Origin of the sequence: Clostridium oryzae (assembly GCF_002029235.1) — a bacterium.
GTDB classification, from domain to species: Bacteria; Bacillota; Clostridia; order Clostridiales; family Clostridiaceae; genus Clostridium_AE; species Clostridium_AE oryzae.
In genome coordinates this window covers 1-18,058 of sequence record NZ_MZGV01000079.1, presented here as the reverse complement: position 1 = coordinate 18,058, position 18,058 = coordinate 1, and the positions used below count along the sequence as shown (strand labels likewise).

Genomic DNA, 18,058 nt, shown 5'->3' with positions numbered 1-18,058 from the left:
TGCTACAATGCTGTGATATTGACGGTTATATCTCTCTGTTTTTGAGTTCCTTCGCCGTTAATACTTTCCTCACTGCATTAATTTGTCATGCTGTCAAGGGTGGCGACTTCTTCCTCCTACCTATTTTTCCTTGCTTTTTTTCTTCTTTTTCGCTTTTCAATCTTACTTTTCTTCTCTAAATTTTTTTCATAGCAAACTTTACACTATCTTTTAATTTATTATAAAACTTTTATTACTAAAATAATATAATTATAATGGCACTATTATTACTACTTGCTGTATACATTTACAAATTTTTGTACATATTCTTCAAATTTCAGCTGTTAGAGCAAAACCTTCAAATTCTTTTAGTGATCAGTATAAATTATCCTGTTCTGTTATAATCCATTATTGTATTACATCTAAAAGCTTTTTATATGTAAAACCATGTAAACAATATGAACTGAAGCACAATCTACGTTGAATTAATAAATATTGTATGATATATTAATAAATAACTGGTCTGACCACTATACCAGTTATTTATATTTAAGGGGGGCAATCTTTTGAAGTATTTAAAACAACTAATGATAATTCTTACTGCATATTTTATAGGGGTGTTGCTGCAAACAATTTTTAAACTGCCTATACCAGGCACAGTTTTAGGATTGATCATACTCTTTTTAGCTTTATATTCTGGAATAGTTAAAATTGAAATGATCGAAGACATTTGCGATGTATTGATATCCCACATGTCATTTTTATTTATTCCTGCTGGTGTCGGTTTGATGACATCTTTCGGGTTACTTAAAGGTAAAATAATAGCTTTTTCTGTTATAATTCTAATCTCCACTTTAGTCGTCTGGATTGTAACTGCTCATGTAGTTAAGTTTTTAAGAAAGGTGTGTGCAAGATGAAGGATGTACTTAATTCACCTGTTTTCGGCGTATTAGCATCTCTAATGGCCTACGAAATAGGTTCTTTTATCAAGGAAAAATTAAAGTTGTCAATTTTCAATCCGCTGCTTATTGCAATAATAATCTTAATTGCATTTTTAATGAAATTTCATATAAACTATGCAAACTATAATCATGGGGGTCAGATTATTTCTTTCTTTTTAGCCCCAGCGACTGTAGCTCTAGCATTACCTTTGTATAAAAAATTTTCGTTATTCAAAGAAAATGCTTTACCTATACTAGCTGGTATTTTATGTGGTGCTGTATCTGGAATGCTTTGTGTAATTACACTTTCAAAGCTATTTAATCTTTCAGACCAGCTTACAAAATCCTTAATACCTAAATCTATAACAACACCTATAGGTATGGCATTAGCCAATCAAATAGGCGGACTTCCTTCAATAGCTGTAGTTGCAATAATCATTACCGGAATACTAGGTTCTATTATTGGACCATTTCTAAATAGAATATTGAAGATAAATGATAAAGTTGCTATGGGGATAGCTATGGGTAGTGCATCACATGCTGTCGGGACTGCTAAAGCTATGGAAATTGGCGAAACAGAAGGTGCAATGAGCAGCGTGACTATTGCTATTTCAGGAATTATCACAGTAATCATAGCGCCTGCACTCTGGAATTTATTTTCAACATTTTTTAAATAAACCATTTAAGGAGATTTTAAGATGTCTGATAAAGAAAATAATTCAACTAAAAAAGTACATACCCTCAATAAACTATTTAATTCTATTGATAACTTATTAATTGAAGAAAAGGAGCAAAGATTAAAGGTAAAACTCGCTAATAAAATAAAAGACAGTATATTTACTAATGAAATTGTAATGAAACTTAATGAAAATGATTTTTCTGGATTTGTTAGTGAAGGAGATAACAGTATAGTAATGCTCTTTTCTAGCATATTCCCTATTTTTGTTAAAAAGAATGATGTCATCTTTAGATTGTATAAGCATAAAATTGAAGTCGACTTATCTGATGAAATGCGTGATAGATATATTTACATATTTTCTGACGGAAGATTAACATCAGGATTATTTCAATGTTTTAATATAAGTGATGATGAGTATGTATATGGAATAAAAAAGATAATTGATACTATCCCTCTTTTTAAAACTGCTATCATTAACACGTTGGAAAATTTCAAAAAAAACATTGAGCTGCATAATGATAAAATAAGGAGTTTGAAAGAAAGAAAGCCGTTAGCAGAAAAAAATTATGATGATTTGCTTAAATATTTATCCGAAAAAACAAAAAGCTGATTTTTGAGAGGAAGGTATAATGTTAATTCCAGTAAAAAGCACAAAAATATATGAAATCGTAATGGAACAAATAAAAGATATTGTTATAAAAGGTGAATTAAAGAGTGGTGATAAGTTGCCCTCAGAAAGAGAATTATGTGATAAACTTCAGGTTAGCCGATCGTCTATTAGAGAAGCTCTAAAGGCATTACAGACTCTTGGGCTTATCGAATCAAGACATGGTGAAGGTAATTTTATCAATCAAAATTTTAAGAATAGTTTACTTGAACCTTTATCTATTGTTTTTTTACTTCTTGGAAGTAACAGTGAAAATGTTTATGAACTCAGAAAAATAATAGAACCTGAAGCAGCTGCTCTCGCGGCCAAGAATATTACAGAGAGCCAGCTTACTGAATTAGCTGATATAATGGACTCATTAAATAATACTTCAGACGCTGAACTTTGTGCTTCATTAGATAAAAAATTTCATTATATAGTAGCCCAAGCTTCCGGCAATCCTTTAATTGCAACTATAATGTTTTCGATATCTTCTTTAATCGAGAAATACATTGAAAATTCTAAAATTCATATGCTTAACAAGACAATTGTTAAAACCCAACACCAAGAAATATGGAAAGCTTTAAAACTTCATGATGCTGAGGCAACTGCTGCTGCTGTAAGAAAGCACCTAGAATTGATCAATCCCTGCGGAAGATAAACTATTTCCTTCTGCAAGGATATTTTTTATATGTTTCTATTTTTACTTTCGTAAAAGGTTATTTACTCTACTTTCCTATTCCTGTTACTGTATTCCAAACAACTTTTTGAATAAATTCTGCTTCCTTTGCCGGAATTTCATGCAGCACTTTGCCATTTACTTTGATTACATTTGGTAAACCTAAAGGGCTCTTCTTCAATATTGCACTATAAAAAGTACAAGCAACCAAATAAGAACCAACAGGGTTCGCATGTTCATAATCAGCATCGTATAACTCTAAGTCTGGATTTGAAGCAATAGCATTCTGCCAAGCCATCCCTACTGGACAAAGCAGTCCATGGATTTCCTTTGCAAATTCTATGTAAGCTTCTGTCATTGGCTTTTGATTTTCCGGCTTATCTTTCTCTGCCCAAGTCATATAAGTAATAGGCGTTGCCTGAGTCTGCTTAATAAATTCATAAATCTCTTTTCCATCTCGAATCAGCGCTTCCTTCCCGCCTTTAAAAGGATGTGCTACCTGCTGTAAAACTATAAAATCATAGTTCCCATAAAGAATGTTGAACCTAATTTCTGGTTCTACCTTATGTTCCCCTAAACTTTTTCCTGGATGTGCAATCATTACAGGCTCAATCCGATGACTTGAATCCGATTGCTCAGACAAATATTGCAGCATATATGCCATATCATTATAGTAGGTATGGCTATTTCCAATAAAAAGTATCTTATAAGTAGACTTAGTCATAACATTCACTCCTAACATTTTTAATATACTACACTTTAACTTCTCTAATATATCAATCAATATATCTCTGCACACAATGCATCATCTTTTTATTCCTATTTTGCCTTATGAAATCTCGCAGTAGCTAACAAGATAACAACAAATACAATTCACCAAATATACTTTTTATTTTATTATACAACATTTGTCATACTTATTAACATGGCATTTTTTATACTTCTTAATTAAAAAGCATTACTGTTTCATACGTCTAAAAACAGACACCACGGTAGCTCTTTCTAATGTTCAGCATTATGCACGATACTCTTCAATTAATTGTTGAAATTCTATATTGGAACGCAGAAATGAATATTTAGAGCTGTTTTCCATCTTTGAAAGTATAGCCGGCAGTATTTACAAGCCAAAATTTGCCGAATTATTTGTTATTATGAGGAAGTTATAAATAAATTGAACAATTTGAAAAATATATAAAGAGAATATATTTTTTTTATAATCGCAGAAATAACTTGCTATTAACCAAGGATACTTATTTAATATTATCGATTTGGGTACTTATTTAAAAAATAACAGCAAAAAAGTAAAATTATAGCATAAAAAACTCAAATTTTTTTAGAAATTTCAATTTACATATTCATAAATATAATATTTTACGTTATACTTAATTTGTTTGGTTTTTTTATAATACCATCTGCATAAATTGCGAAAGTTCAATTATATTCTATTTTCTAAAATATTTGAATGTCACATATCTTTAACAGTGATATTTTAGAAGTCACAATATAAGAACTTTATCGCATTTTGTATACATTTATATAAAATAATAAAAAAGGTGAATGCAAATGAATCAATCAAATCATGAACTTGGAATTATAGCATTAGAAAGCTGTAAGGAATTAGGTAATGCTATAGACCGGTATATCAAAACAACTAGAAATTCTACTGAATCATATTTAATACCAATTAATGAAATTAGGTTTTCTAATGGAGAAGGAAAAGTTAAAATCTCTGAATCTGTTAGAGGAAAGGACATTTACATTTTATGTGATGTTGGGAACTACAGCTGTACTTATAAAATGTTTGGAATCGAAAATCACAAAGGGCCTGATGAACATTTCCAGGACATAAAGAGAACAGTAGCTGCAATTAGGGGAAAAGCATCTCGTATTACTGTAATAATGCCTCTTTTATATGAATCAAGACAGCACAGACGTAAAGGAAGAGAGTCCTTAGATTGTGCCTTGGCACTTCAAGAGCTTGAAAGGTTAGGGGTCGAAGGAATCATTACTTTCGATGTTCACGATCCTAACATTCAAAATGCTACCCCACTATTATCCTTTGAAAACATATATCCAACTTATGATATAGTAAAAGGAATAATATCCAACGAACCATCTTTGCATTTGGACAAAGAAAAGCTGCTTGTAATAAGCCCTGATACTGGAGCAATGGATAGAGCAATTTATTACTCTAGTGCTTTAGGAGTTGATGTTGGATTATTCTACAAGAGAAGAGATCATTCTACAATAGTTAATGGTAAGAATCCAATTGTTCAGCATGAATATATGGGAAGATCTGTCGAAGGTAAGGATGTTTTAATTGTTGATGATATGATAGCATCAGGCGAATCAGTTCTTGATATTGCAAGAGAGTTAAAAAAGAGAAATGCTCAAAATGTATTTGTCGCAGCAACTTTTGCTTTCTTTACAGAGGGATTTGAAAAATTTGATAAGGCTCATAAAGAAGGGTTAATATCAAGAATATATTCAACTAATTTGACTTATATTCCTCAAAGATTAAAGGATTCAAAATGGTTTAAATCTGTTGATTTATCCGAGCTTACTGCTAGAATAATAAATAGATTAAATTATGATAAATCCATTGCAAAATATATGGATGCAACAAGAATAATACACAATTTATTAAATAAGTAAAAAAGGGGAGGAGGAAGTGATTTCCGTCGGCTGGAAAATGCCTCCTCCAACCACTTCCTTCCCTATGCCGGCTCTATGCATTTACAAAGCATTATTCTCTATATTTCTTCTCCCAAATTATTTTTCTTGTTTATTGGTTTATTAGTATTTTCTTAAGAGCTATTTTCATATTACTTCATATATAATATAGTTACATTCTTTTAGTAACACATACACTTTATGTAAATCTCCTAATTAGAGCAAACTCGGCTACGCCTCAAACACTGCCCTAATCTTAACGAAAATTTACATAAAATTTGCTGACAATTGCTAAATTCACTCTATATCTCCGTTGGTTAAAGGCTTAAATGGCCTTTAACGGGTTATCTGCTAATGATAATGAGCGTGCTTAGATAACCCCGACTGTAAACATTTCCTATGCCCTAACTCTTAATATTCACAAAATACTTTTATTATATTGCTTCCGTTGCCTTCTTCTCTTAATTCATTAACTTCAAAATATATTACCGTTTCTTTATTTAATGATTATCTTTCTTACTTTTAGCAAAAGTATATCTTAACATTATCCAAAAACATAAATTCCTAGAGACTAAAAAACACCACTATAAAAGTGGTGTATTTCCTCAATGGAGGCGAGGGGAATCGAACCCCTGTCCGAAAGCAGCAATGCCTAAGCATCTCCGAGTGCAGTCTCTCTTTTAACATTCCCTCTATCAGACGCCGAAAGACAAGCTTCTGACTTCAGTAGCTTCATAAATTCCGTTCCTAGGTCAAAGCTTTCCTAGGCTCGTTTCCCCGCTATCGACGCCAGACTCCATGCCGCGGGACTCATGGGCTGACGGCTAGCAGACTAAGCTGCTAAAGCTAAATTATTATTTTCGTTTGCGTTTATATTTAATTCTCAGTTTTTTAACGCAGGCCCGAGAACCTTCGACTCGCTTCCTAAACACGTCTTACCCCCGTCGAAACCAGTACGCCCCCTTATTATAGGAGCTGTACCTAACGAAAAGTACAAACTAACGCAAAACTTATTGTAACACTATAATACACTATTATAAAAAATTAAGCAACCCAAAATTCGATAAAATAAAAATTACATGTCTATCTATTTCTTTCTTTCATTTGTCTATCGATATCTCTCTTGGCAGCCTTTTCAAGCATAGAATCTCTCTTATCATAGTCTTTCTTACCTTTAGCTATAGCAAGACTAACCTTAACGCGTCCATTCTTTAAATACAAAGAAAGCGGTACCAGGGTATAACCTTTTTGAGCAGTAAAACCTATAAGTCTTTTTATTTCTTCCTTATGCATAAGAAGCTTTCTTGGTCTTAATGGATCTACATTAAATATATTTCCCATTTCATAAGGACTGATATGCAGATTCTTAACAAATATTTCACTGTTCATTATGTCTGCATAGCTGTCCTTCAGATTCGCTCTTCCACGCCTTACTGATTTAACCTCAGTACCTACAAGAACTATTCCTGCTTCAAAGGTTTCCTCTATAAAATAATCATGCCTTGCTTTTCTATTTTCAGCCAACGTCTTTGTTCCTGATTGCTTTGCCATACTTAACACTCCTAACATTAACATGGATACTAATTATATAATAATTAGTATCCTATGTCAATTAATCCATAGGCTTCTATTCATTTTCCAAATCATCTTCAGCCTCGTATAACTTAAAATACACTTCTCTGTTATCTATATCTACTCTATCTACTTGAATAGTAACCGCTTCTCCCAACTTATACACTTTCTTAAGTCTCTCGCCAATAAGGCTTAGATGTTTCTCATCATAATTATAGTAGTCATCCTCAAGATCATTCATGTGTACGAGACCCTCTACAGTATTAGGCAGCTCCACAAAGAAGCCAAAGGAAGTTACAGAGGATATTATACCTTCATATACTTCTCCTATTCTGTCAGCCATATATTCAGCCTTCTTAAGATCATCCACTTCTCTTTCAGCTTCCTGTGCAGCTCTCTCAGTTTCAGAAGATTGTACTGATGCGTAAGCTACAAGAGTAGCAAGTTTAGCCATTCTCTCTTCAGTCATTTTCCCATTTATATACTCTTTGATGATCCTGTGAATTATAAGATCCGGATATCTTCTAATAGGTGATGTAAAGTGGCAGTAATACTGTGCTGCAAGTCCAAAGTGTCCAAGAGACTCTGGTGAATATCTCGCCTGCATCATAGACCTTAGCAGGAGTGTGTTTACAACAGTCTCTTCCTTCTTACCTTTTACTTGTTCTAATATATGTTGAAAATTAGCTGGATGCACTTCCTTAGTATGTCTGAAAGTATATCCTAAATTAAATATAAATTCATAAAAATGCTGCAGTTTCTCTTCATCTGGGTTTTCATGTACTCTATATACAAATGGTACATTAGCCCAAAACATATATTCAGCTATCGTTTCATTGCAAACTAGCATGAATTCTTCTATAATCCTATTAGATATTCCTCTATCGTAAGGCCGTATATCCACTGGTTTTCCGTTCTCGTCCAGTTCTATTTTAGCCTCTGCAAAATCAAAGTCTATAGCTCCTCTGTCCATTCTCTTCTTATTTAGTATTCTACAAAGCTTTTCCATCAGTTTGAAATCTTCATATAAATAATCATATCTCTTTATAAGCTCTTTGTCCTCACCTTTAAGAATATCGCTGACATCTCTATAGGTCATTCTTTCGTTTGTTCTTATGATGCTTTCAAACACTTCATAATTTAGCACCTTACCTTTGCCATCTATCTCCATCATGCAGCTTAATGCCAATCTATCAACCTTGGGGTTTAAGCTGCAGATTCCATTGGAAAGTTTCTTAGGCAGCATCGGCACTACCCTGTCTAAGAGATATACTGAAGTTCCTCTTTTAAGTGCTTCTTTATCTAGCGGATTCTTTTCGCGAACATAGTTAGATACATCTGCTATATGCACTCCCAGCTTATAGTTTCCGTTTTCCATAAGCTCAATGGATACAGCATCGTCAAGATCCTTAGCATCTTCCCCGTCTATTGTAACCATTTTAACCTCTGTCAGGTTTCTTCTTCTCGCATATTCACTTTCAGGTATTTCTTCATCGATATTTGCTGCAAATCTCTCTACCTTTTCTGGAAATTCCTCAGGTAAATGATGTTTCCTTATAATCGTTAGTATATCAACGCCAGCATCACCTTTTTTACCTAAAACCTCCACAATTTTTCCTTCGGGATTTTTGTTCTTGCCAGGCCATTGAGTAATCTCAACCATAACAACATCGTCATTTTCAGCACCGTTCTTCAAATCTTTAGGTATAAAAATATCATTAAAAACTTTCTTATCATCTGCAACTACAAAGCCAAAATTCTTGCTGTCTTGGTAAACACCTACGATGGTTTTATTTGCTCTTTCCAGTACCTTTATAATCTCTCCTTCGCACTTTCTTCCGTTACCTCCTTCCCTAGTTATTTTAGCCATAACTCTATCACCGTTCATAGCGTCCTTTGTAGCATTAGCAGGTATAAATATATCTGGTACCTCTTCATCACAGATAACAAAGCCAAAGCCTCTCTGATTTCCTTGAAACTTCCCCTTCATAACTCCAACTATGTCTATAAGTCCATATTTGTCTTGTTTATTTCTAACTAATACGCCTTCCTTTTCCATAGACTTTAAAGTCTTCTTTAAAAGTTTTACGTCTTCTCTATTAATCCCAAAAGCTTCTCCAAGCTCAAATACATCCATAGGCTTATAATTTGTATCTCTCATAAACTCCATTATATTTTCTCTAATATTCATATTTTCTCTCTAGCGATATCTTCATATCACTAAATACTCACTTCCTTTCTCATCATGTCATTTTCAGTTTCATCTTTATTTACGGCATAACTCAGTTGCATATAATCTAGTTGTGTCTGTATTCTGTTCATAGGCTAATAAATATTATGCCCATATGTTGAAATACAAATAACACCTGCTATTTTTGTATTCTCTCAATGTAACAAAACTGTACTATCGTTATATTTCATATTAACAGCAGGCTTTTTCTATTATAAAAATATATTTATGTACACACCTAACTTTTAAATATAATTAAGTAAAAAAATAATGCTGATATGTGCAGAAATACTCTTATCACATGAATCAGCATTTTACCTTGCCTTTATAGTGTAAATCTAAATATTATATGTATATTGATACACTACGTACTAATAAATTAAAATAGCTACTTTATTAAATCGAGTAACATAGTAACAACAGCTAATACTACTGCAAGAATTACAGTTGTTCTTGCTAACATAACCTCTTTAGTACGGGCTTTATTCTTTGAAAAGAATGTATCTGAATTACCTGACATCAATGCTTTTAATCCATCAGCTTTACTTGGCTGCATTAAAACAACTACAATAATAGCAATGGAAAATAGTATTTCTAAAACTAACAAAAATGTATGCAATCTACTGCACCTCCCAGCAACGGAAATAGTCGTACAATTGTTATTGTAACATATATTCCCTTAAAATAGCAATACCATATATAAAAAAAGAAATGTTGTGGCACTACGGAGATTGATCCGTTCATTAAGCACTTGTAGCACGAATTTCATGTAAATTTCCTGAGTAAAAAAGAGGAAAAGTGATTTCAGTAAGCCATAAAACGCTTGTTCAATCACTTTTCCATCCTTAAGCTTTATATGAATTATTTGCTCTTCACATTGTAGAAGGAATTAAGTCCTCTGTATTCAGCTATATCTAGAAGCTCTTCTTCGATTCTAAGTAGCTGATTATATTTTGCAACTCTTTCACTTCTTGCTGGAGCTCCTGTCTTTATCTGTCCTGCATTAACTGCAACTACTAGATCTGCAATTGTTGTATCTTCAGTCTCTCCAGATCTATGTGAAATTACTGCAGTGTATCCTGCTCTTTCAGCTGTTTCTATAGCATTTAATGTCTCAGTTAAGGTTCCAATCTGATTGAGCTTTATAAGTATTGAGTTAGCTACACCAAGATTTATCCCTTTCTCCAATCTCTTTGTATTAGTTACGAAGAGATCATCACCAACAAGCTGAATTCTGCTGCCTAATTTATCAGTGATAAGCTTCCATCCATCCCAGTCTTCCTCTGCCATACCGTCTTCAATGGATATTATTGGATACCTATTTACTAAATCAACATAGTAATCTGCCATTTCTTCCGACGTAAACAGCTTTCCTTCTCCTTTCAGGTTGTATTTTCCATTCTCATAAAATTCAGAAGATGCAGGATCTAATGCTATAAAAATATCTTTTCCTGGAGTATATCCAGTCTTTTCTATAGCTTCAACAATTACTTTTATTGCTTCTTCGTTTGATTGTAAATTAGGTGCAAATCCACCTTCATCACCCACACCAGTTTCATATCCTTTTTCTCTAAGAGTTCCTTTCAATGTATGATAAACTTCAGCACACATTCTTAATGCATCACTAAAGCTCTGTGCGCCTGCTGGCATTATCATAAACTCCTGCAAGTCTACATTATTATCAGCATGTTTACCGCCATTTAAAATATTCATCATAGGTACAGGAAGTACCTTTGCATTTACTCCTCCTATGTATTGATATAAAGGAATCTCAAGATAAGCAGCGGCAGCTCTTGCAATAGCAAGGGATACTCCTAAGGTTGCATTTGCACCTAATTTTGATTTGTTTTCAGTTCCATCCAAATCAATAAGAGTTTTATCGATTATTGTCTGATCAAAAACATTCATACCAATAAGTTCTTCAGCGATTATACTGTTTACATTATCTACAGCCTTAAGCACTCCTTTTCCATTATATTTACTGGTATCTCCGTCTCTCAATTCCACTGCTTCAAACATTCCAGTCGAAGCTCCTGAAGGTACTGCAGCTCTTCCAACTGTTCCCTCATCCAAAGTTACTTCAACCTCAACTGTTGGAAATGCTCTTGAATCCAGTACTTGTCTTGCGAACACATCTGTAATCTCTACATAATTTTTCATACTAAGCGCTCGATTTAATATTTCACCTTAATTTATCATTAAGATGCCGCATTATATGCAGTAAATCAAGCTTATTCACCCCTTTCAAAAGATATTTGTTTTTGAGTTTAATAACTCTGTATATGAGACTATATGATTAGTATATCCATAAAAAAACTTAATTTATCATATTTTATTATTTTTATTGATTATTCTATACATTTTTCTTCATAAAAAAAATAATTAATTAATAACTATTCTTTATTAAATTATACAACACTATCTTTTCCAATGCAAGGTACTTAAGGAAAAAAAGTAAAATATGCAAAAATCTATACTATCCTAGACAAAAAAAGATCCAGCCAAAAGGCTGAATCTTTTTTGTATTTTCTACTAATCCATTCAATCTTATTTGATTAATGTTTTTCCTGTCATTTCCTTAGGCTGCTCAAGTCCCATTGCCTGAAGCATTGTAGGAGCTATATCGCTAAGCTTTCCACCATCTCTCATTGGCTTTGCATCTTTAGCAACATATAAGAAAGGTACAGGTCCTGTAGTATGAGCAGTCATAGGATTTCCTGTCTCATAATCTACCATTTGCTCCGCATTTCCGTGATCCGCAGTTATAAATAGTGATCCATCTTTTGCTAGAATCTTATCTGCAACTTTACCAAGACACTTATCTACTGCTTCTATTGCAGCTTTAGCTGCATCAAAAACTCCTGTATGTCCAACCATATCAGGATTAGCAAAATTTAATATAACCATATCGTAAGTGTCAGTATCAAGTCTCTTTAATACTTCTTCAGTTACTTCATATGCACTCATCTCAGGTTTTAAATCATAAGTTGCTACTTTAGGTGATGGTATAAGAGCCCTATCTTCTCCTGGATTTGGAGCTTCAACACCACCATTAAAGAAGAAAGTAACGTGAGCATATTTTTCAGTTTCAGCTATTCTAAGCTGATTCTTTCCAAGCTTACTTACATATTCCCCCAGAGTGTTTGTATAGGACTGAGGAGGATAAGAAACCTTTACTCCTTCTATAGTCTTATCATATTGAGTCATAGTGATATAATTAAGGTTCAAAGTTTCTCTTTCAAAACCACTAAACTCTTTATCATTTATTGCTCTTGTTATTTCTCTTGCTCTATCAGGTCTGAAATTGAAGAATATTACTGAATCGCCATTTTGAATCTTGGCAGTAGGCAGACCATTTTCTTCTATTACAGTTGGTACAACAAATTCATCTGTTTTTCCGTCAGCGTAAGATTTATCCATAGCTTCTACAGCAGTAGTTGCAGTGTTTCCTTTTCCAAGTACCATAGCATTATATGCAAGCTGTACTCTCTCCCAACGATTATCTCTATCCATAGCATAATATCTTCCGCTTATAGTTGCGACCTTGCCGCAGCCAATTTCCTTCATAGCATTCTCTATCTCAACTACAAAGTCTTTACCAGAAGAAGGCGGAACATCTCTTCCATCCATAAATGCATGAAGATATACCTTTTCCAAGCCCTTTTTCTTAGCTAATTTCAAAAGTCCTTTAAGATGTTCTATATGAGAGTGAACTCCGCCATTTGAAAGAAGTCCCAAAAGATGTAACGCTGTTCCATTCTTTTTAGCTTCATCTACTGCAAAATTCAAACTTTCGTTTTCAAAAAAGTCTCCATCCTCGATAGCTTTTGTGATTCTAGTAAGCTCCTGATATATTATTCTTCCTGCACCGATGTTTAAATGTCCAACTTCTGAGTTTCCCATCTGTCCTGCTGGAAGTCCTACATCAAGACCGCTGGCTCCAAGCTGTGTATGAGGATATGATGCATATAATTTATCAAAGTTAGGTTTGGAAGCTGCTTTTACAGCATTTCCTTCTACCTTATCGCTTAGTCCAAAACCATCAAGTATCATAAGCATTACTGGTTTCTTTGTCATAATAGCTTACCCCTCCATTTACTGTATTTTAGGTAGTTCTTATAGATAAATAACTTCTGGTATTTTGCTGTCTGTATATTATAAGTACTATTTATCTTTTATTAGAAATTAACTATTGCAGCAAAATCAGCAGGTACTAAGCTTGCGCCTCCTACTAATGCACCGTCTATATCAGACTTTGACATCTGCTCTTTTATTGTTCCTGGTTTTACGGATCCGCCATACTGAATTCTTGTATTATCAGCAGCTGCTCCATATAAGTTAGCTATGCATTTTCTTATGAAGGCAATTGTTTCATTTGCTTGATCAGCAGTAGCAGTTTTTCCTGTTCCAATTGCCCAGATTGGCTCATAAGCAACTACAACTTTTTCAACCTGCTCTTTAGTCAATCCTGCAAGATCTAATTTTATCTGCTTCCCTATAACTTCTTCAGTTACATTTGCTTCTCTTTCTTCTAAAGATTCACCAACGCATAGTATTGGGATAAGATTATGAGCAAAAGCCGCCTTTATTTTCTTATTTACACTTTCGTCAGTTTCGTTGAAGTACTGTCTTCTTTCACTATGCCCGATTATTACATAATCAACCTTCATAGCTTCAAGCATTCCAGGTGCGACTTCACCAGTGAAAGCTCCTTTTTCTTCAAAATAAACGTTTTGAGCTCCAACTTTTATATTACTTCCTGCTGCTGCCTTTAATACTGCATCAAGGCATACAAATGTAGGACAAATTACGACATCACATTTTGCATCTTTTACAAGAGGTTTTAAAGCTTCTACAGCCTTTACCGCTTCCTCTACTGTATTATGCATTTTCCAGTTTCCAGCTATTATTGGTTTTCTCATTGATTGTTCCTCCTCATAAAAATCAATTATTATTACTAATGAAGAAATTCAGCCTTCAGCTGAATTCCTTCTCAATTATATTGTTAAGTTATTATTTATCATTTAATGCAGCTATTCCAGGAAGTTCTTTTCCTTCCAAGAATTCAAGTGATGCTCCACCACCAGTTGAGATATGAGTCATCTTATCTCCAAAACCTAGATTATTTACAGCAGCAGCACTGTCTCCGCCACCAATTACAGTAGTTGCGTCGCTATCTGCCATGGCTTTCGCTACTGCTACAGTACCAGCAGCAAAGTTTTTGAATTCAGCAACACCCATAGGTCCGTTCCAAACTACTGTCTTTGCCTTTTTAACAGCATCAGCAAATAATTTTTCACTCTTAGGTCCAATATCAAGTCCCATGTATCCATCTGGAACATTGGCATCTTCAGTTATTACAGCATCTGTATCTGCATATTCTGGAGCTACTCTGTTATCTACAGGAAGTAAAAGTTCAACTCCCTTTTCTTTAGCCTTAGCCATCATTTCCTTAGCATATTCTACTCTCTCATCATCTAAAAGAGACTTTCCTATACTGTAACCTTGGGCTTTAAGGAATGTATAAGCCATTCCACCACCAATTATAAGTGTATCAACCTTCTCAAGAAGATTGTTGATAACAGCAATTTTATCTACAACCTTGGCTCCTCCAAGTATTGCACAGAAAGGTCTTACAGGAGTATTAACTGCTTCTCCTAAGAACTTTAATTCCTTTTGAATTAAGTATCCGCAAACAGCAGTAGGAACAAATTGAGTTACTCCAACTGTTGAGCAGTGAGCTCTATGAGCTGTTCCAAATGCATCATTTACATATACATCAGCAAGAGATGCAAGATCCTTTGAGAAAGTTTCTTCATTCTTTCCCTCTTCTTTTCTGAATCTAGTATTCTCAAGAAGAACAACGTCTCCCTCTTTCATCTTATCAACAGCTGCTTTTGCATTAGCACCAACAACCTCATCATCAGCTGCGAAAACAACTTCCTTATTTAAAAGTTCTCCAAGTCTCTTAGCAACAGGTGCTAATGTAAGCTTTCGATCTGGTCCTTTTGCTTTTCCTAAATGTGAGCAAAGTATTACTTTTCCACCTTTTTCAATTAAGTATTTTATTGTTGGAAGAGCTCCATTTAGTCTGTTTTCATCAGTAATAACTCCATCCTTCATAGGAACGTTGAAGTCACATCTTACTAAAACTCTTTTACCTTTAACATCTATGTCTTCTATAGTCTTTTTATTGTAACTCATTATTATCACCTCATATTTTCTTATATCCTATAAAAGGTCCAGCCTCATAGCCGTTTAACTATAAAACTAGACCTTTTTACTATGTTTTACATAAAAATATTTAAATTAATTGATTACTTCAAACTATTTTGCAATTTTTGCAAAGTACTCTAAAGTTCTAACTAATTGTGAAGTGTATGACATTTCATTATCATACCAAGCAGCTGTCTTAACTAATTGTGATCCGTTAACATCGATAACTTTTGTTAAAGTTGCATCGAATAATGAACCATAGTTAATTCCTACAACATCAGCTGAAACTATTTCATCTTCAGTATATCCGAAGGATTCATTAGCAGCTTCTTTCATAGCAGCATTTATTTCTTCAACTGTTACATTCTTCTTAAGAACTGAAACTAATTCAGTTATTGAACCAGTTGGAACTGGAACTCTTTGAGCATTTCCGTCTAATTTTCCCTTTAAATCAGGAATAACCTGACCGATTGCTTTAGCAGCACCAGTTGAGTTAGGGATGATACTTACAGCAGCAGCTCTAGCTCTTCTTAAATCTCCTTTTCTGTGTGGACCATCTAATGTATTCTGGTCATTAGTGAATGCATGAACTGTAGTCATGAATCCTTTTTCTATTCCGAATTTATCATTTAATACTTTAGCCATTGGAGCTAAGCAGTTAGTTGTGCATGATGCACCAGATATAACTGTTTCTGTTCCATCAAGATCATCATTATTAACATTGAAAACTATTGTCTTTAAATCATTTCCAGCTGGAGCTGATATAACAACTTTTTTAGCACCTGCTCTTACATGAGCTTCTGCTTTTTCTTTCTTTGTGAAGAAACCAGTACACTCAAGAACAACATCTATTCCAAGTTTTCCCCAAGGTAACTGTTCAGGATCTTTTTCAGCAAAAACTTTGATTTCTTTTCCGTTTACTACGAAAGCTCCTTCTTTAACTTCTATGTCTCCCTTGAATCTTCCCTGTGATGAATCATATTTGAATAAGTGTGCTAACATTTTAGCATCAGTTAAGTCGTTTATTGCAACAACTTCCAATCCAGGTACTTCAAGAATTCTTCTTAAAGCTAATCTTCCTATTCTTCCAAAACCATTAATAGCTATTTTTGCCATTATACTACCTCCTAAAATTTTATATAAAATATTTATAAAAAATATTTATAAACCTTTTTTTAATAAATATTACATCAATTACAGCAAAAATTAGTAGTCAACTTCTAAGTCCACATTTAATATTTTTAATACTTCCTTTGCTGCCCCTTCATCAGTAATAAGTACTCCTCTAGTATTACCATTCTCAGTAGCCACTATAGCCTCAGCTTTATTCTTTCCTCCAGCCACAGCCACAGGATTCCTTATAGTTCTTATATCGCTGTTATTTATTCCTATAGTGGGAGTAAAGTAAACAACTTCACCCTTCCTGTTAAAGTAACATCCAAAGGCCTCTCCTACAGCTCCTAAAACATTGAGTTTATCCAGTTTATCAGGTTCTACCCCTCTTCTACGAGCCATTTGATCTGCTCTTCCTATTCCATATATAAGTATATTAGCTCGCTTTATGCTGTGAATTATGTCTTTTATATCTTTCTCATTCAGCATAGTATCTAGAGCCCTATCACTTATATTATCGGGTATATGTAATAATTTATAAACAGCACCAATCTTTTTTGCAAAGCTAGCTGCTAATGTATTAGCTTGAATTTCAACATCTTTTCCCATGCCTCCCCTAGCTGGTACTACGAGAACATCTTTAAAGCTGTTTAATTTAGGCATGCATTGTACAACTTCTCTAATTGTACTACCGCCTGTCAAGGCTATTATGTCATCATCTTTAATCATACTTCTTATGTGATTGGCAGCAGCTCTTCCTAATTCCTTAATTATTGTGCTGTCTTCATCCATATTTCCTGGAACTACAATAGCTCTTTTTATATTGAGCTTTTCAGCTAAAAGTGATTCTATATAAGACAAACCTTTTATTTCATGAATGAAACTTTTAAGTTTTTCTACTATATCTTCACCTTCCTCCGTCACAGTCATTCCCGGAGTGCTTACTTCTATTAAATTTGCTGATTTTAGGAAATTGATTTCTGTCCTTACTATTCTTTCGCCAAGGTTGAGATTGTTAGCTAGTATCCTTCTTCCTACAGGCTGATGATAATAGATAGTCCTTAGTATGTTGTATCTCTTCTCTAAAAGTTCTATGAGTTCAGGCACAATCTTTTGCTGTAGTTTCAATATTTCTTCCAAAGCTAACACTCCTTTGGTCACACCATGTCCCAGCATAATTTTTTATGTCCCACAACTTATATTATAAATTACTTGCTTCATTTTTTAAATAGTATTTATAAAAAAAATTTAAAAAAATATTAATTCGCCATTTATAGTATCGTACCTAGCTCTAAAATATTTAGTATTTTCATTAGATTCAACATTTCAG

15 protein-coding genes and 1 other RNA gene are annotated in these 18,058 nt (G+C 33.7%); 5 read left to right on the top strand and 11 right to left on the bottom strand.

Features of this window, described 5'->3' with window-relative positions; all coding sequences use genetic code 11:
* Positions 1–545: 545 nt before the first annotated feature.
* The 4 genes from CLORY_RS20150 to CLORY_RS20135 are packed head-to-tail and all read left to right on the top strand — an operon-like array spanning position 546 to position 2,906.
* Positions 546–896 (top strand): CidA/LrgA family protein, encoded by a 351-nt coding sequence (locus CLORY_RS20150; RefSeq protein ID WP_079427915.1) that lies wholly within the window; start codon positions 546–548, stop codon positions 894–896.
* On the top strand, positions 893–1,597 hold the full coding sequence (locus tag CLORY_RS20145) for an LrgB family protein (protein WP_079427913.1): 705 nt from the start codon (positions 893–895) through the stop codon (positions 1,595–1,597). Before CLORY_RS20150 ends, CLORY_RS20145 begins: the two co-directional genes overlap by 4 nt.
* Positions 1,598–1,618: 21 nt before the next feature.
* On the top strand, positions 1,619–2,209 hold the full coding sequence (locus tag CLORY_RS20140; RefSeq protein WP_079427911.1) for a hypothetical protein: 591 nt from the start codon (positions 1,619–1,621) through the stop codon (positions 2,207–2,209).
* A 19-nt stretch (positions 2,210–2,228) separates the two neighbouring features.
* The gene (locus tag CLORY_RS20135; RefSeq protein WP_079427909.1) at positions 2,229–2,906 is read left to right on the top strand and encodes a FadR/GntR family transcriptional regulator; all 678 of its coding nucleotides are present in this window, start codon (positions 2,229–2,231) and stop codon (positions 2,904–2,906) included.
* Between the two features lie 67 nt (positions 2,907–2,973).
* On the opposite strand, the gene CLORY_RS20130 is transcribed toward CLORY_RS20135, so the two are convergent.
* Entirely contained in the window at positions 2,974–3,648 is a 675-nt protein-coding gene (locus CLORY_RS20130) for an SGNH/GDSL hydrolase family protein (RefSeq protein ID WP_079427907.1), read from the bottom strand.
* Positions 3,649–4,487: 839 nt separating this feature from the next.
* Here CLORY_RS20130 and CLORY_RS20125 point away from each other — a divergent pair.
* Positions 4,488–5,579: a ribose-phosphate pyrophosphokinase gene (locus CLORY_RS20125; RefSeq protein ID WP_079427905.1), complete on the top strand. Its 1,092-nt coding sequence runs from the start codon at positions 4,488–4,490 to the stop codon at positions 5,577–5,579.
* 624 nt (positions 5,580–6,203) lie between these two features.
* On the opposite strand, the gene ssrA is transcribed toward CLORY_RS20125, so the two are convergent.
* From ssrA to CLORY_RS20075, 10 genes are all read right to left on the bottom strand, one after another.
* Positions 6,204–6,560, bottom strand: a transfer-messenger RNA (tmRNA) gene (gene ssrA, locus CLORY_RS20120).
* A gap of 120 nt (positions 6,561–6,680) precedes the next feature.
* Positions 6,681–7,148 carry an SsrA-binding protein SmpB gene (gene smpB / locus CLORY_RS20115; RefSeq protein WP_079427903.1) on the bottom strand — a complete coding sequence of 156 codons (468 nt, stop codon included), beginning with the start codon at positions 7,146–7,148 and terminating at the stop codon, positions 6,681–6,683.
* A 76-nt stretch (positions 7,149–7,224) separates the two neighbouring features.
* Positions 7,225–9,360, bottom strand: a complete 2,136-nt coding sequence (gene rnr, locus CLORY_RS20110; protein ID WP_079427901.1) for a ribonuclease R — start codon at positions 9,358–9,360, stop codon at positions 7,225–7,227.
* Positions 9,361–9,787: 427 nt separating this feature from the next.
* Entirely contained in the window at positions 9,788–10,018 is a 231-nt protein-coding gene (gene secG / locus CLORY_RS20105) for a preprotein translocase subunit SecG (protein ID WP_079427899.1), read from the bottom strand.
* Positions 10,019–10,260: 242 nt separating this feature from the next.
* Complete coding sequence (eno, locus tag CLORY_RS20100) at positions 10,261–11,559, bottom strand: phosphopyruvate hydratase (RefSeq protein ID WP_079427897.1); 1,299 nt, start codon at positions 11,557–11,559, stop codon at positions 10,261–10,263.
* Positions 11,560–11,946: 387 nt separating this feature from the next.
* The gene (gpmI, locus tag CLORY_RS20095) at positions 11,947–13,476 is read right to left on the bottom strand and encodes a 2,3-bisphosphoglycerate-independent phosphoglycerate mutase (protein ID WP_079427895.1); all 1,530 of its coding nucleotides are present in this window, start codon (positions 13,474–13,476) and stop codon (positions 11,947–11,949) included.
* A 101-nt stretch (positions 13,477–13,577) separates the two neighbouring features.
* A complete protein-coding gene (gene tpiA / locus CLORY_RS20090) occupies positions 13,578–14,321 on the bottom strand; it encodes a triose-phosphate isomerase (protein ID WP_079427893.1) in 744 nt (247 codons plus the stop codon).
* 91 nt (positions 14,322–14,412) lie between these two features.
* A complete protein-coding gene (locus tag CLORY_RS20085; RefSeq protein WP_079427890.1) occupies positions 14,413–15,603 on the bottom strand; it encodes a phosphoglycerate kinase in 1,191 nt (396 codons plus the stop codon).
* Between the two features lie 123 nt (positions 15,604–15,726).
* Positions 15,727–16,731, bottom strand: a complete 1,005-nt coding sequence (gene gap / locus CLORY_RS20080) for a type I glyceraldehyde-3-phosphate dehydrogenase (protein ID WP_079427887.1) — start codon at positions 16,729–16,731, stop codon at positions 15,727–15,729.
* Between the two features lie 90 nt (positions 16,732–16,821).
* Positions 16,822–17,868, bottom strand: a complete 1,047-nt coding sequence (locus CLORY_RS20075; RefSeq protein ID WP_079427885.1) for a sugar-binding transcriptional regulator — start codon at positions 17,866–17,868, stop codon at positions 16,822–16,824.
* Positions 17,869–18,058: the final 190 nt, after the last annotated feature.